This is a genomic window from Protofrankia sp. Cj5 (genome assembly GCF_917627405.1).
In the GTDB taxonomy this organism is placed as follows: Bacteria; Actinomycetota; Actinomycetes; order Frankiales; family Frankiaceae; genus Protofrankia.
The window spans coordinates 13050-27938 of the sequence record NZ_CAKJTO010000072.1; the positions used below are offsets into that span (position 1 = coordinate 13050).

Sequence of the window (14889 nt, forward strand, 5' to 3'; positions counted from 1 at the left end):
GGGCAGTGGTGCCAGCCCAGCCGGCCTCGCCGGCCCAGCCGGCCCAGCCGGCCCGGGCGGTGGCGCCGCGCCGGGGGCCGACGCCGATAGGTGGTCCGGGCCGCTTCTTCATGAGTCAGGGCGCGGCGGAGAAGTCCATGGACTTCGTCGGGTCGAGCCGCCGGCTACTCGGGCTGCTGCGCCCGCAACGGCATCTGTTCGTTGTGACGATCGCGCTGGCGATGGTGAGCGTCGGGCTCACCGTGCTTGGTCCGCGGCTGCTCGGGCATGCCACCGACCTGGTGTTCGCCGGGGTCTTCAGCCGACGGCTGCCGGCCGGTATGTCGAAGGCGGAGGCTGTCGCACAGCTGCGCGCCGCCGGCCATGACACCCAGGCCGACCTGCTCGCCTCGCTCGACGTCACGCCCGGTCACGGGATGGACTTCGACGCGATCGGATCCGTACTGCTGGGAGTGCTCGTCGTCTACGTGCTGGCAGGGCTGTGCGGTGTCGTCCAGGCCCGGCTCGCCAACCTGGCCCTGCAGCGGGTGATCGGCAAGCTGCGCGGGGACGTACAGGCCAAGATCTCTCGGTTGCCGCTGCGCTACTTCGACGACCAGCTGCGGGGGGAGGTGCTCAGCCGGGTCACCAACGACATCGACAACCTCGGGCAGAGCCTGCAGCAGAGCCTGTCACAGGTAATCGTCTCGCTGCTGACCATCGTCGGCGTGCTGTCGATGATGATCTGGATCTCCTGGGTGCTCGCGCTGATCGCGCTGGTCACGGTGCCGATTTCGATCATGGTTGCGACGCGGATCGGGAAGTTCGCGCAGCCGCAGTTCGTCGGCCAGTGGGAGATCACCGGCCGGCTCAACGCGCATATCGAGGAGATGTACACCGGGCACGCGCTGGTCCGGGCGTTTGGCCGGCAGGAGGAGTCCGCGCGGATCTTCCAGGAGCACAACGAGCGGCTCTATGCGGTCAGCTGGCGCGCGCAGTTCATCTCCGGACTGATGCAGCCGGCGATGATGTTTATCGGGAACCTCAACTACGTGCTGGTCGCGGTCGTCGGGGGGCTGCGGGTCGCGTCCGGCACACTGTCGATCGGTGACGTGCAGGCGTTCATCCAGTACTCCCGGCAGTTCAGCCAGCCGCTGTCCATGGTCGCCAGCATGGCGAACCTGGTCCAGTCCGGGGTGGCCTCCGCGGAGCGGGTGTTCGACCTTCTCGACGCCAGCGAGCAGGAACCGGACCCGGTCGCCCCGGCGCACCCGGAGCGGCTGCGTGGCCGGGTGGCCTTCGAGCACGTCGCCTTTTGCTACACGCCGGACAGGCCGCTGATCGAGGACCTGTCGCTGACCGCGGAACCCGGTCACACCGTCGCGATCGTCGGTCCGACCGGCGCCGGGAAGACCACGTTGATCAATCTCCTGATGCGGTTTTACGATGTCACCAGCGGCCGGATCACACTGGACGGGGTCGACATCGCCACGATGTCACGAGAGGAGCTGCGGGCAAGCATCGGCATGGTGTTGCAGGACACCTGGCTGTTCGGCGGCACCATCGCGGAGAACATCGCGTACGCTGTCTCGGAGCCCACCCGGGAACAGATCGTCGCGGCCGCTACCGCCGCGCACGTCGACCGCTTCGTGCGGACCTTGCCAGCCGGCTACGACACGGTGCTCGATGATGATGGTGCCGGCGTCAGCGGCGGGGAGCGGCAGCTGATCACCATCGCCCGTGCCTTCCTCGCGGAGCCGCTGATCCTTGTTCTTGACGAGGCGACCAGTTCGGTGGACACCCGTACCGAGGTGTTGATCCAACAAGCTATGTCGACTCTGCGGGCAGGGCGGACCGCGTTCGTGATCGCGCACCGGCTGTCCACCATCCGGGACGCTGACACCATCCTGGTGATGGAGAACGGCGCCATCGTCGAACAGGGCAACCACACCGAACTGCTCGCCGCGGGCGGCGCCTATGCCCGGCTGTACCAGGCCCAGTTCGCTCAGGCCGTCGCCGAGGTCTGAGCACCTGGGGTGATTCCGCTGGCCGGGTCAGCCGCGGCCGGGGGAGCTGTTTCAGCCGTGGATGGGGCCGGCCGTGGTCGACAGCGGTTGGCCACTGCGTTGTGAGCGGTTCTGGATGATCTCTGCCGCGATCGATATGGCGGTCTCCGCCGGGGTGCGGGCGCCCAGGTCGAGGCCGATCGGCGCGCGGATGCGGACGAGCTCGTCCCCGGCCAGGCCGGCCTCCCGCAGGCGGGCCAGCCGATCGGCGTGAGTGCGCCGGCTGCCCAGCGCCCCGATGTAGCCGGCGGGCGTGCGCAGCGCCGAGACCAGCAGCGGTACGTCGAACTTCGGGTCGTGGGTGAGCACGCAGATCACTGTCGACGGGTCCACCGTGGTACGCCTGAGGTATCGGTGCGGCCATTCGACCACTACCTCGTGCGCCTCGGGGAACCGCCTGCGGGTGGCGAATACCGCCCGAGCGTCGCAGACGGTGACGTGGTAGTCGAGGAAAACCCCGACCTGGGTGACCGCTCGGGCGAAATCGATCGCGCCGAAGACAAGCATGCGCGGGGGAGGGAGGAGGGACTGGACGAACACGGTCACGGTACCGCAACGCCGTTCCCCCGCCGGCCCGTAGCGGCGCTTGCCGGACTGCCCCCGCGCAAGCAGAGCACGCCCGTCGTCGGTGACCGCCGTATCGAGATCCTTGGCACCGAGCGTGCCGAGAGCCCGGTCCCGCCATATCGCGCGCCGCGCTCCCAGCCGGGCCGAGCCGGCTATGGCCGTGGCCACCGCGACCGGCTCCGCGGCCTGAACCGTCGTCGCGACGGCGGGGAAGTCCGGCGCATGCGCGCGGTCGATGCGCTGCACGAAGACGCTGATTGTCCCGCCGCAGGTCAGGCCGGCCGCGAACACGTCGTCGTCGCTCAAGCCGTAGGTCTCCAGAACTGGCTCGCCGGTGGTGAGCACGCGCCTGGCCGTGTCGTACACCGCCGCCTCCACGCAACCACCCGCGACGCCGCCGAGCGCCTCGCCAGCGGCGTTGACGGCCAGCACAGCGCCAGGCTGCCGCGGCGCGGACACGCTGGTCGCGACGACCGTCGCCAGCGCGAACGGTGTTCCCGACTCCCACCAGCTGAGCAGCTCCGCCAGCGCCTCACGCATGGCAGATCACCACGTGGGTGTGCTGGATGGCCCGAAGCGCCCAGGCTCCGCCGGGGGCCGGGCATCCCGCGGCGGAGCCTGGGCCGGGTCGTTCATCGCGACAGTTCCGCTTGCACGTCGGCGTGGATCTCCCGGGGAACGATGGCGGGCTCGTAGCGACGGATCACCGCTCCGTCACGGCCGACGAGGAACTTGGTGAAGTTCCACTTCACCTCGTCCGTACCGATTGTCTCCGGCCTGGCGGCCTTGATGTGCTCGTAGAGGGAGCCGGCGGAGGGGCCGAAGTCGCCGGGTGCCTGCGCGCGCAGGTAGACAAAGAGGGGGTCCGCGGCTGGGCCGTTGACGTCGATCTTACGGAAGATCGGGAAAGTGATGTTGTACTGGGTCGAGCAGAACTGTTGGATCTCGGCGTCGGTTCCCGGTTCCTGCCCGCCGAACTGGTTGCAGGGGAAGCCGAGGATGTCCAGGCCGCGGTCGTGGGTGTCGCGGTACAGCGTTTCCAGTTCCTCGTACTGGGGGGTCAGCCCGCACGCACTGGCGACATTGACGATCAGCAGCGTACGACCGGCGTAGTCGCCGAGCGACCGCGTTTCGCCGTTGCTTGTCGTGACGGTGAAATCGTAAATCGTCATTGGCTTCCCTGAATCGTGACGTGGTCGGGGGCGATGTCGAGAGCGTCGAGCGTTCGTTGCCGGCTGTGCTCTGCCGGCTGTGCTCTGCCGGCTGTGCTCTGCCGGCCGGGTGCTGTCGGCCGGGTGCTGTCGGGCGTGGTCTGCCGGCCGGGCGGTCTGACCGTTTCGGGTGGCCGGGCGAGGCGCTGTCGGTCGTTCTGGTCGGGGTTCGCTCCTTCCATATTTTTAGAGCGACCGGCAATAGGGGACGCGGCGTCGCGGGGCCAGGGCATGCACCTCGCGTCGTTGTCGTCAGTCGGCGCCCAACACCAGGGCGCCTTCCTCGGGTGCTCTTATGCAACCCCGCTGGGGACGTTAATCGCTGCCGCCGAATTATGCAACGACGATCGTTGCATATATGCTGGGGCGGTGGTGGCAGCCGAGCCTCGTCCGCGCGGGCGGCCCCGCGACGAGTCGGTGGACGTACGGGTGCTGGCCGCCGCCGTACAGGAGCTGGCCGACAAGGGGATCGCCGAGTTCTCCGTCACCGCGGTGGCGGCCAGGGCCAAGGCCGCCAAGCGCAGCATCCACGCCCGCTGGCCGCGGCGGGAGGATCTCATCCTGGCCGGGATGTCCACGTTGGCGGCAGGCCTGACCCCGCCGCGGACCGGCACGATCGTGGCCGATCTGGCGGTTCTGCTCGACGGGATCGCGGCGGTGTTCGTCGAGCCCCGCCGCAGTATCCTGCAACGCTGCGTAGCGGAGATCAAACAATTTCCGGAGATCTACCAGGCGTTCACACGCGACTCGATCGACCGCTGCCTGGCCGCGATCGAAGATGCCGTCCACGACGCCGCCGCGCGCGGAGAGATCCGCGGTGACGCCAATGCCGCGGCCACCGCCGAGGCGCTCATGGGCGCCGCGGTGCTGCGCGCGTCCTTTTCCCTCGACCCGGTGCTACCGATCGCCGTACGGGAGGAGATCGTGGGTCTTCTCCTTGACGGCCTGCGTCCACGCCGTGCCGGCTGAGCTCCAGCCGTGATCGTCGGGCAACGGCCTTGCCGACCGCGGTTGTGGAGGCCCGGCGCAGGCCGTGACAGTCTTCCCGGGGAGGTGCGTATGACGTCGACAGTGCGGGCGGCCGTGCTCACGGAGGCCGGTACGGGCCTGGAGTTATCCGAGATCGTTCTTCCTGATCCGGGCCCGGGCCGGGTCCGGGTGCGGCTTGTCGCCGCGGGTGTCTGTCACTCCGACCTCTCGCTGGCGAACGGGATGCTGCGCCAGCCGCTGCCCGCCGTGCTCGGGCACGAGGGGGCTGGCACGGTCGTGGCTGTGGGACCAGGGGTCACCCGGGTCGCCGTCGCTGACCCGGTGCTGCTGAACTGGGTTCCCGCCTGCCGGGAGTGCTGGTTTTGCCGCCACGGCGAGCCCTATCTGTGCGAGCGTGCCGCCGATGCCAGCGCGGCGCCCTACGCGGCGTTGCCCGACGGGCGCCCGCTCTACCCGGGGCTGGGTACGGCCGCGTTCGCCGAGGAGACGGTCGTGCCGGAGAACGGCGTGCTCCGGTTGCCGGCCGATGTCCCGTTGGCGCAGGCCGCCGTCCTCGGGTGCGCGGTGCTGACCGGGGTTGGCGCGGTGCTCACCAGCGCCAAGGTCGCCGCAGGTGCGTCCGTGCTGGTCATCGGGCTGGGCGGGGTGGGGCTGTCGGTGCTCCAGGGGGCGCGGCTGGCCGGGGCGGACCCGATCATCGCGGTGGACGTATCCGCGGCGAAGGAGGAACTCGCGCTCCGGCTGGGTGCGACGCACTTCCGCCTCGCCTCGCCGGCGCTGTCGAAGGAGGTCCGGGCGCTCACCGGCGGAATCGGCGTCGACCACGCCTTCGAGGTCGTCGGGAAGTCCGCGACCATCCGGGCGGCATGGAGCGCCACCCGGCGCGGTGGGCGTACCACGGTGGTGGGGGTCGGCGCCAAGGACGACCTCGTCTCCCTCAGCGCGCTGGAGATCTTCTACTCCGCCCGCACGCTCACCGGCTGCGTCTTCGGCTCCTGCGACCCGGACCGGGATGTCTCGTTCCTGCTCGACCATGCCCGCCGGGGCAGCATCGACCTTCGTGGCCTGGTCACCGCCGAGATCGGGCTTGCGGACGTGCCGGCGGCGTTCGAGGCGATGCTGCGGGGCAGCGGCGGCCGTTCACTCATCCGTTTCCCGGCTGTACCCCCAGCGCGGTGAGGGAAAACAGTGTGGATGACCGTACGGGGCGAGCCGCCGCCACATCGGCCTCGGCGAGGAATACGGCACTGCCGTCGGTGGTAGGGGCGATGGGATGGATGCACGCAAACATCTTGCGAGACTCCTTACGCGCACGTATGGTTTCTCTGGCACCTGCGCGCGGCCCACATTCGCACGGTGAACGGTGTTGCTGTACAGGCGTTGTTGCTGTACAGGTGTTAGTCGTGCGGGTGCTGGCCGTACGACTGGTAGTCGTATATCTGGTAGCCGTACAGCTGCGTAGCCGGAAGCAAGTATTCAGATCTTGAGGAGGGCACGTGGAAACAGCCGACGAGCTTGTCGTGGCGGTGGAGACCTTGGCCAGTGTTCAGGACCGTTTCGACACCGAGCATTCGGACAGCGATGGTTCCGACGGCCTCAACTATCCTGAAGGTCAGTGACGGACCGGTCCGAGGACATGGGCGAACCCGGCCCGCCGAGCGCGTCAGGGTTGGAGACGGGCCAGGACGGATTGTCCACGAAGCACCATCTGGTCCACGCCATCGAGGCCGCGTTCGGCTGGTCGGGCGCACCGTCGCTGGGGGAAGGTTTCGTTCGCGGTCACGTGACCGACGAGGCGTTGTGTCAACGAGTGCTTACGCCGTCCCGGCTACTGGATCTGATAATGCGGCGCAGCCTTGAACCCCCGCAGCTCAGGTGTTTCCAGGACGGCGTCGAAATGCATCCGGGCGACTATCTTACGACCCGGGTGGGCCGGCGGGGGCAGCGGACCCGTCTCGCCGACATGAACCGGTTGGCTGATCTTCTCGACTCGGGGCTCACCCTGGTCCTCGATGGACTTGACATGTTCGATGCGACGATGGAGGTGGCCTGTCGCGCTCTTCAGTGGTGGTCCCACGAACTGGTCCAGGTGAACGCCTACCTGACCACCCGGTCGACAGCGGGGTTCCCGCTGCATTGGGACGATCACGACGTTGTCGTTCTCCAGGTTGCGGGTGAGAAAACATGGGACGTGCGGAGCTCCTCCCGCCCTTTCCCGCTGTACCGGGACGCGGAACGCAACGGCACGGTCAGCGCGCAACAGGTGTGGAAAGGTGAGCTCCGCGCTGGCGACCTCATGCACATTCCGCGTGGTTACTGGCACCAGGCGACACGCGCTGAGTACACCGGCGGCATCAGCCTCCACATCACGTTCGGCTTTCCGAAACGGACCGGTGTCGACTGGCTCACCTGGCTCGCGGACCAGGCCCGCGATGTCGAGCTGTTCCGGCGTGACCTGCTCCGCGATGGTAGCGCGCAGGAACGGGCCGCGCGGGAACGCGCGTTGATGGACGCGGCTGTCGAGCTGCTGCGTTCGTCCCCGCCCGCCGAATTCCTCGCCGGCCGTGCACGGACCCAGCCACCGAGACGCCACACACCGACGCTGCCGACGGATCTCCCCGGGCAGGGCGTTGAATCGGTCGTCTGCGTCACGGAATTCAGGCCCGAATTCAGGGAGAGCGACACCGCCGTGATTGTTCTCGGGGGCGGGCGGAGACTGACCTTCACGAAGAAGGCCCGCCCGGCCCTTGACCGGCTGCTGAGCGGCCTGCCGGTCAGTCTCGCCGCGGTGGAGGCGGAGACGGGGACGGACGCCCGCCGGCTCGCCGACCTACTGGTCCGGGAGGGGATGTGCGTCAGCCTGACACCCGAATTGTCCTCGGGCTACACCGGTCTCGTCATGAACGCGGACTGCTAGAGAGCGCGCTCGACCTCGGCATCCGCAATATCGACACGGCGTTCAACTACGCGGGTTTCCGTTCGCATGCGATCCTGTTCCAGACCGCGGCCGATCTTCTTCCCTGCTTTTCCGTGTCCACCAAGGTGGGTTTCTTTCCCGGCGCTGGCGGTCGCAACGACCACTCGCTGGAACCGGGGCGGCTTCAGGAGGCCCTTGAGACGACGGCGGCGACGCTCGGTCAGGCACCGGATGTCGTCTTCCTGCACAACCCCGAGCGGTCGCTGGGCGACCTCGAGCCCGCTCACGCCGCTGACCGTCTCGCGGCGGCGGCCGGTGTCCTGACGGACGCCGTGGCTGCCGGCCTCTGCCGGTCCTGGGGCATCTCGACCTGGAATCCCCAGCCGGTGCTTGCGGCGGCCATCGCCGTGGGGCCCCGCGGGCTGGTCCGGCCGTGGTGCCTCATGCACCGCGCCGGCATCCTGGTCCCCGCGAGGGTTCTGGACGCAATTGATGATCTTGCTGGCTGCCTGGAGGTCGAGACCGAGCGGCGGTGGGGTATGAGTCCCTTCGGTGGGGACACGGGGGACAGCGTCTGGCGCACGCTGGCACTGCGGCCGTTCATGGCGGCGGGCGAGGAGTGCTCTACCGCGGCGGCGGCGTTCCGCCTCGCTTTTGCGCTGCCCCCGGTCGGCCGGGTTGCGGTGGGCACGAACCGCCCCGAGCACCTGGCCGACCTGGTTCGCGCGCTTGACCTGGGCGTCGACGGCCACAACGTCGAGCGATTCCGGGACATGCTCGCCCGGCGGCAGGCTCACGCGGTAGCAGGCTCACGCGGCGGGGTAGCGGCAGGATAAGAGGGCCCGGCAACAGAAGTGTGGATCAAGGAGCGGGGCTGGGGGGCGCCTGCCTCGGCGGCGGTGGGGGAGCCACCGGAGGCGTTGGGCTGCGGCATGCTCTGTCGATGGCCTCCGGATGTGCCTGTCAGGCAGGCGATGATCGTAAGTCGATTGCACGACTTCGTGCTTTCGTCAAGCGGCTGGATGTTGATCGACATCCAGAACCTCTGACACGCCGACAAATCGGGGAGGTTCTGGCAAAGATCGATATCCCTGTGACCTGCATAAACGTAAACGATCAATCTTTTGGATCAGTTTATCCACAGCCCCCGCCGGGAGGTTCTGGAAGGATCTTGCAAAGCCGCAGGTCAGGCCCCCCAGGATCGGTGGTACTGTCGCACGGCAGGAACTTTCCGAGTCGGATTGAAACAACATATAGGCGGTGGCTGCCAGGCCCACCAGGGTCGCACGGCAGGAACTTTCCGAGTCGGATTGAAACCATAACGACTGGCCTAGCAAGGGGCGGTCATGAAGTCGCACGGCAGGAACTTTCCGAGTCGGATTGAAACACGAGTCGAGTCCAGCTGGTCAAGCTGGTCTTGTCGCACGGCAGGAACTTTCCGAGTCGGATTGAAACCCGGACGTAGAACAGGCGACCCTCGACATCGAGCAGTCGCACGGCAGGAACTTTCCGAGTCGGATTGACCCCATCCGACGCTGCCGGTGATCTATGCGGGGGCAGCGGATGGGCGTTGCGGCTCCGGTCTGCGACCAGCGCGCGATCCATGATCGGCGCGTGTTTGTCGTTGTGTACGGTTTTTGCCCGCATCGGCGTGCCTAACGACAAACATACGCCGATCATGATGCCAATAAATGCTGGCCGGTCGTATTTTTCCTGCTGCCCGGCCATGTATTGTCACGGGAGCTATGTTCGAGTAGGTAGTAGCGCGGGAAATGCCTGTGAAGAATGAAGATCGATGCCATGAAAATGGCTGGCCGCCGGTGGCGGGGTACAGGGTGCGGGGATGTCCCGAAGCGGGTGTCCCGTGGGCTGTCCAGGAAGAACCCGCCGGGGACGTCGGCTGTTGCCGGGTGCTCCAAGCGGGTTGTCGGGATTCCAGGTCAGCGACGGAGCGTGATCCGCCATCGCAGACCGCTGGATTTTTCCGTTGCCGAGCAGGTGAAGTGGATCTGTCCGTCCTCGTGTGGGTCGCGGCGGATGTCGAGCAGATGCCGCCGGCCACCATGTTCGGCCGTGATCGTGTAGTGGTCATCGTGCTGGCTGGTGATGGTTGTGTGCGGGAGATCCTCCGGGTGGCGCAGGCCGTAGCGCTGGCGAAACCAGATCTCGGCGACGGATTCGGCCGGCGTGGAGCCGAGCCTGCCCCGGACGTGACCGAGCGGCAGCAGGCCGTCGAGGGCGAGCTCCGACAGCTCCTCGTCGGTGGCGGTGTCGAGGCGGCCGAGAAGGTATCCGCTGGGCAGGGTGATGGCGTTTGCCGCGAGGCGGTCACCACCGATATGGCTCACGCCGAAGGCCGGGGTGCCGGGTAGCAGGTTGTGCAGGCGATGCAGCAGCGGAGCGCCCGCCAGACCACAGCACGGGTCGTGGCGGCCGTGGATGCACACGCCGAGGAACGGAGCCCGCGGCAAGGGCGGGCACGCGGTAGCCGCGGGTCCGCGGTCCGTCTCCGGTCGCGCCGCGCCTCGTGTGATCGTTCGGTCGTGCGCGTTCCACAAGAACGGTTCCAGCGGTGCCGAACTGTTCGGGTAGGACCGGTACAGAATGGTTGTGGCGTCGGTCGGGATCGGTCCGAGACCGGGCAGCGACGCCGGGGCTGCGCCGGCAAACCGGGGCCATGGAGCAGGCGTGGGGAGGAACAGGTAACTACGGTGCCGAGGTACCGTACCGCGGAGGTCCTCATGGATGCCCCGGGACTCCGACGAGCAGACCACCGCACAGGGGCTCGCCTGCCTGCCTGCCGCCAGACGGCCGGCAGGCGATGACGCGCGGTGGTCCCGGTGGAAATGTGGCAGCCGTGGGTCCGCTGGCCGGGTAACATCGTCCACAAGGCTCCTAAATTCGTATCTTTGCACGCTCTGATTTAAGTAAACCTGACTTTAGCCTAAGGGTGCCTGCGGATGCGTGTGCCATCCCGGACAGTCCGCACCGTCACATCCGGGGAACCGCGCCGAGCGGTGACCGCCGGGAACGGGGCGGTGGTGCCGGGCCACTGTCGAGCCGGCCGCGCTGTGGCTGGTCGGACGGGGTTCCTGGTCGGACGGCGTTCCTGATCGCGGCTGTCCGGGACAGCCGGATGCCCTGGCTGTCCCGGTTCGATGCTTGCTCCGATGCCCGCTCCGGGGTATCCCCGGCACCCGGGGCATCCGTCCGCGTGGACCGATCTGTTGATCGTTCTTAGTGGCCGTGGGAGGTTGTGCCGCCCGGGTAGTTGCCTCCGCCGTGGGCCGCGTCGATCATGTCGTAGTCCTTCGCCCCGTTGCTGCGCGGTAGAGCGTCCACGAAGACGACGGTCCGCGGCTTCTTGAACGACGCGATCTGGCTCCGGCAGTGTTCGATCAGCTCGGTGCCGGTCGCGTCCGTACCATCACGCAGGACGACGATCGCTTTCACCGACTGTACCCAGCGGTCGTCGGGGACACCGATGACGGCCGCCTCCTGGACCGCGGGGTGGCGCTCGAGGCAGGCTTCGACCTCGGCCGGGTAGATGTTCTCCGCCGCCGATTTGATCATTCGTGTCGCGGTGCCGACGAAGGAGATCCGGCCGTCGGGTAGCCGTCGCCCCAGGTCGGTGGTGTGCCAGCCACCGGTTCGGGTCCGATGAGCGTTGTCCCGCGGCCTGTCCCAGTAGCCCGCGTGGACCAGCGCGCCACGCACGACGATCTCCCCGACCGCACCGTCGGGGACCTCGACGTCATCCGGCCCGACGATCGTGATCCGGGCGAAGGGAACGGGGCGCCCGACGGTCGGGCTCCACTCCTCATGCCCCAGGGCGGCGTAGAGACAGAATCCGGTCACCTCGGTCTGGCCGAACCCGCCCATGTATCGGCCCCAGGGGCTGTCGTCGGAGGTGACCATGTCCTTCCAGCCCGGGATCATCGTCAGCGGGCTGCGCAGGGAGCGCAGGTCGAAACGCCCGTCTCGGTTGGTCTCGACGAGCTGTGTGACCTGCGGTGGCATCAGGAACGCTGACGTGCACCGCTCATCGGCGATGAGCCGGCACAGTTCCTCGGGGTCGCTGCGGCGGACGAACACGTTGGTGCCGCCCCAGATGAACGTCGCGGCGGTGTGCTGGAAGGTGCCGATGTGGAACAGCGGGCCGGAGTTGAGGAAGATCTGGTCGCCGTCCGCGTGGAAGAGCGCGCCGATGACAGTGCCCTGGGCGATCAGGTTCGCCGACGTGAGCATCGACCCGGCGGGCCGGCCGCCGTGAGCGGCCGTGTAGATGACGAGCACCGGGGCATGGGGATCAGGCTCCGCGAGGGGCGTCTGCGCGTCGCCCGCGGCCAGGAAACCTTCGTAGGTGTCGGGACTGTCGCTGCCCGCTCCGCCGCTGCCCGCTCCGCCGCTGCCCGCTCCGTCGCTGTCGTGGCGCAGCCAGAGCGCGGTGTGCGTGGCCCGTTTCCGCGCTTCGCGGGTGGTCGGCCCGATTTCGGCGTCCTGCCAGACGACGACGGCGGGCCGCAGGTCGTCGATGACGAACGCCATCTCCTCGGCGGAATGCCGCCAGTTCACCGGGCAGACCATGGCGCCGAGCCGAGAACCCGCCAGGAGCAGTTCGAGCACCCGGTGGCAGGTCTGCCCGAGCCACAGCACCCGCGAGCCACGGGTGACACCCGCGGCGCGCAGCGCTCCGGCGAGCCGGGTGACGCGTCCGTCCAGCTCGGCATAGGTCATGCGGGTGTCGCCGCACACCGTGGCGGCGTGGCCGGGACGCGACCGGGCATGTTCGGCGAGAAGTTCCGCGAGCGTCGGCCAGGTGCTGACCGGTACCGGCGACATCAGGCGTCCACCCCGTGCCGGTCCGGCGAGCCGGCTCGCGCCCTGCCGTTGATCGTTTTGTTCACGGCGTTGGTCTCCATCTCTGCGAGTGATCCATTATATGGTATAATCGTATAGCTAATACGACTGTTTTGGTGGATGGTTCCAGGCTGGCTGGGGTCGTGCGCCGGGCGGCCGGCGGGCCGGGTTGTAGTGGTGGAATCATCTTCCTTATTAAATGCCTTATATTATATTTGTATCGGTTGGACACAGGGGAGGTGTGGCGGTGCCGGATGATCGTTATTACCAGCCCGCGGCGGAGACGATGCCACGAGCGGATCTTGAAGCGTTACAGGAGCGACGGGTCGTCGAGCTCGTGGAGTACGCCTACGAGCGGTCGCCGTTCTACCGCGAGCGCTGGGACGCGGCCGGTGTCCACCCGCGTCAGGTCCGTACGCTGGCTGACTTCCGGGAGCGCATCCCGTTCATCGACAAGCAGGATGTCCAGGAGTTCCGCCAGCGCGCGGGCGACCCGTTTGCCGGACTGCTCTGCGTCGACCGCAAGGATCTCACGTCGATCACGTCGACGTCTGGCACGACGTCCGAGCCCGAGTTCTTCCCGGAGCTGTGGGAAAGTGTTCCCCCCCTGGTCGCGGGCACCGCGCGTGATCTGTGGGAGCTGGGCCTGCGGCCGGGCGACAGGGTTGTGATACCCCCCGGTACCTTCCGCGGTTTCTGGGACACGCTGTTTCAGCTGCTCGGCCTCGTGCCGCTGTACATCGACACCTGGATGGGCCAGTGGGGGAACGTGCTGGACGCCATCGAGCAGTACCGGCCGGCCTACGTCCAGCTGCTGTACCCGATGGTCGTCGAGCTTGAGCGGCTCGCGGACACCAGGGACGTGCGGGCCGCGCTGGCGCCGCTGAAGGCGGCCAGCTTCGCCGGGATGCCGCTGGGCCGCGCGCTCACCGCCAAGGTCCGCGACGAGTGGGGAGTGAACCTTTACCTGTACACGAGCGCCGGGGACACCGGCACTGCCTGGGAGTGCTCCGAGCATGACGGGTACCACCTGTGGGAGGATATGGTGCTCGCTGAGCATCTCGACCCCTCCGGGGGCGCTGAGGTGGCCGACGGCGCGGTCGGTGAGCTGGTGGCGACCGACCTTGACAACACTGCCGCGCCGTTCATCCGCTTCCGGTCCGGTGACCTGGTGCGGCTGACCCGCGCGGCCTGCGGCTGCGGACGCACCCACGCACGGCAGTGGCCCGTCGGCCGCAAGGGGGACGAGACCGTCGTAGGCGACGTCCTGGTCGGCGTCCAGGATGTCTGGGATGTCCTGGAGACCTTGCCGGAGACGGTGGACGGGATCTTCCAGATCATCCGGCCGGCCCGGGTTGTCGACTCGTTGCGGCTGCGCGTCGGTTATGCCCCGGAGCTCACGGGCGACCTCGCTGACCTGCGGGCGCGGGTGACCGATGCGGTCGGCGCCAAAGTGGGGGTCGTCCCAGAGGTTGACCTGGTACCTGCCGCGGACATTCTCAGCACCTCCTCCAGCGTCGCGAAGTTTCCCCGGTTGGTGAAGGCATGAGCCGCGCGTCGATCGTGGCACGGTCGCGATCGTTGCCGCGCGCGGAGATAGCCGGTATCGGCCGTTTCACGGTGGCGGGCCGTCATCACGATTTCGCGATCACCTGGGATGATCGCGAAAGGGCCGCCGGCTGGCACCGAGCGGCGCTTGCGGCTTGGGGGTTCTCGCCGGGGGACAGCGTGCTGATCACCTCGGTGGCCTGCGAGGGCTTCTGGACCGCCGGGCTGACACAGGCGCTTCATGATCATCATATTGTCTTCGCGCTGGCCGAATCCTACGGTTGGGACGCCCGCCGGGTGGGGACCTTCGCCCGGCGGCTGCCGCTGGCGGCGGTATTCGGGCTCGGCCGGGAAACCGCTGAAGGGCTGCGGGGCACGGCCAGCCTTGACGTTCTCGCTCCGGTGCGCCACCTGTTTGCCCGCCCGGAGGCCTTCCCGATCCTGCGCGGCGCGGATCTGGACCCGCTGCTGTTCGCGCCGATCGGGCCGGCTGTGGCTGTCGAGTGCCCGGAGCGCGGCGGCGGGCACGTCGACGCGCGGCTCTGGTCGGTGCGGGCCGTGGACGGGCAGCTCCGGCTGTCCTTCGCGGACGAACGTCCGGACGGTCTCCGTGACGTCCCGCTCGGGGTGGGCGGCACGGTCCGGACCGGCCGGTGCGCGTGCGGCAGCGATGATCCGCGGGTGCTGCTGGCCTGACCCGCGCGGCGCGCGCCGGCCGCGCCGGCTGCCTGCGGTCCGCTCGGCAGGCCGG

The 14889-nt window shown here is 68.3% G+C and carries 12 protein-coding genes and 1 CRISPR repeat array; of the genes, 8 read left to right on the forward strand and 4 right to left on the reverse strand.

The features are described 5' to 3' along the window. Positions 1 to 110 precede the first annotated feature (110 nt). Positions 111 to 2006, forward strand: coding sequence for an ABC transporter ATP-binding protein (locus tag MJ777_RS15645; RefSeq protein WP_239309329.1), 1896 nt, complete (start codon positions 111 to 113; stop codon positions 2004 to 2006). A 51-nt stretch (positions 2007 to 2057) separates the two neighbouring features. On the opposite strand, the gene MJ777_RS15650 is transcribed toward MJ777_RS15645, so the two are convergent. Next, complete coding sequence (locus MJ777_RS15650) at positions 2058 to 3152, reverse strand: XdhC/CoxI family protein (RefSeq protein WP_239346498.1); 1095 nt, start codon at positions 3150 to 3152, stop codon at positions 2058 to 2060. A gap of 92 nt (positions 3153 to 3244) precedes the next feature. Next, positions 3245 to 3784 (reverse strand): glutathione peroxidase, encoded by a 540-nt coding sequence (locus tag MJ777_RS15655; protein WP_239309313.1) that lies wholly within the window; start codon positions 3782 to 3784, stop codon positions 3245 to 3247. Positions 3785 to 4192: 408 nt separating this feature from the next. Here MJ777_RS15655 and MJ777_RS15660 point away from each other — a divergent pair, with 408 nt between their 5' ends. From MJ777_RS15660 to MJ777_RS15675, 5 genes are all read left to right on the forward strand, one after another. Next, positions 4193 to 4792, forward strand: coding sequence for a TetR-like C-terminal domain-containing protein (locus MJ777_RS15660; RefSeq protein WP_239376993.1), 600 nt, complete (start codon positions 4193 to 4195; stop codon positions 4790 to 4792). A gap of 90 nt (positions 4793 to 4882) precedes the next feature. Continuing rightward, positions 4883 to 5992, forward strand: a complete 1110-nt coding sequence (locus MJ777_RS15665) for a Zn-dependent alcohol dehydrogenase (RefSeq protein ID WP_239376994.1) — start codon at positions 4883 to 4885, stop codon at positions 5990 to 5992. A 317-nt stretch (positions 5993 to 6309) separates the two neighbouring features. Beyond that, positions 6310 to 6432, forward strand: coding sequence for a hypothetical protein (locus MJ777_RS22755; protein WP_255720434.1), 123 nt, complete (start codon positions 6310 to 6312; stop codon positions 6430 to 6432). Beyond that, positions 6429 to 7730 carry a cupin domain-containing protein gene (locus MJ777_RS15670; protein ID WP_239376995.1) on the forward strand — a complete coding sequence of 434 codons (1302 nt, stop codon included), beginning with the start codon at positions 6429 to 6431 and terminating at the stop codon, positions 7728 to 7730. Before MJ777_RS22755 ends, MJ777_RS15670 begins: the two co-directional genes overlap by 4 nt. After that, positions 7664 to 8566: an aldo/keto reductase gene (locus MJ777_RS15675; RefSeq protein ID WP_239376996.1), complete on the forward strand. Its 903-nt coding sequence runs from the start codon at positions 7664 to 7666 to the stop codon at positions 8564 to 8566. The genes MJ777_RS15670 and MJ777_RS15675 overlap by 67 nt, the downstream gene beginning before the upstream one ends. Positions 8567 to 8942: 376 nt before the next feature. Next, positions 8943 to 9256: a CRISPR direct-repeat array (repeat unit 36 nt; unit sequence GTCGCACGGCAGGAACTTTCCGAGTCGGATTGAAAC). Between the two features lie 414 nt (positions 9257 to 9670). On the opposite strand, the gene MJ777_RS15680 is transcribed toward MJ777_RS15675, so the two are convergent. Further along, on the reverse strand, positions 9671 to 10201 hold the full coding sequence (locus MJ777_RS15680; RefSeq protein ID WP_239376997.1) for a sucrase ferredoxin: 531 nt from the start codon (positions 10199 to 10201) through the stop codon (positions 9671 to 9673). Positions 10202 to 10967: 766 nt separating this feature from the next. Continuing rightward, positions 10968 to 12572: an AMP-binding protein gene (locus tag MJ777_RS15685; RefSeq protein WP_239376998.1), complete on the reverse strand. Its 1605-nt coding sequence runs from the start codon at positions 12570 to 12572 to the stop codon at positions 10968 to 10970. 217 nt (positions 12573 to 12789) lie between these two features. Here MJ777_RS15685 and MJ777_RS15690 point away from each other — a divergent pair, with 217 nt between their 5' ends. Further along, positions 12790 to 14139, forward strand: coding sequence for a phenylacetate--CoA ligase family protein (locus MJ777_RS15690; protein WP_370651469.1), 1350 nt, complete (start codon positions 12790 to 12792; stop codon positions 14137 to 14139). Continuing rightward, positions 14136 to 14834 (forward strand): hypothetical protein, encoded by a 699-nt coding sequence (locus MJ777_RS15695; RefSeq protein ID WP_239309323.1) that lies wholly within the window; start codon positions 14136 to 14138, stop codon positions 14832 to 14834. The genes MJ777_RS15690 and MJ777_RS15695 overlap by 4 nt, the downstream gene beginning before the upstream one ends. Positions 14835 to 14889: the final 55 nt, after the last annotated feature.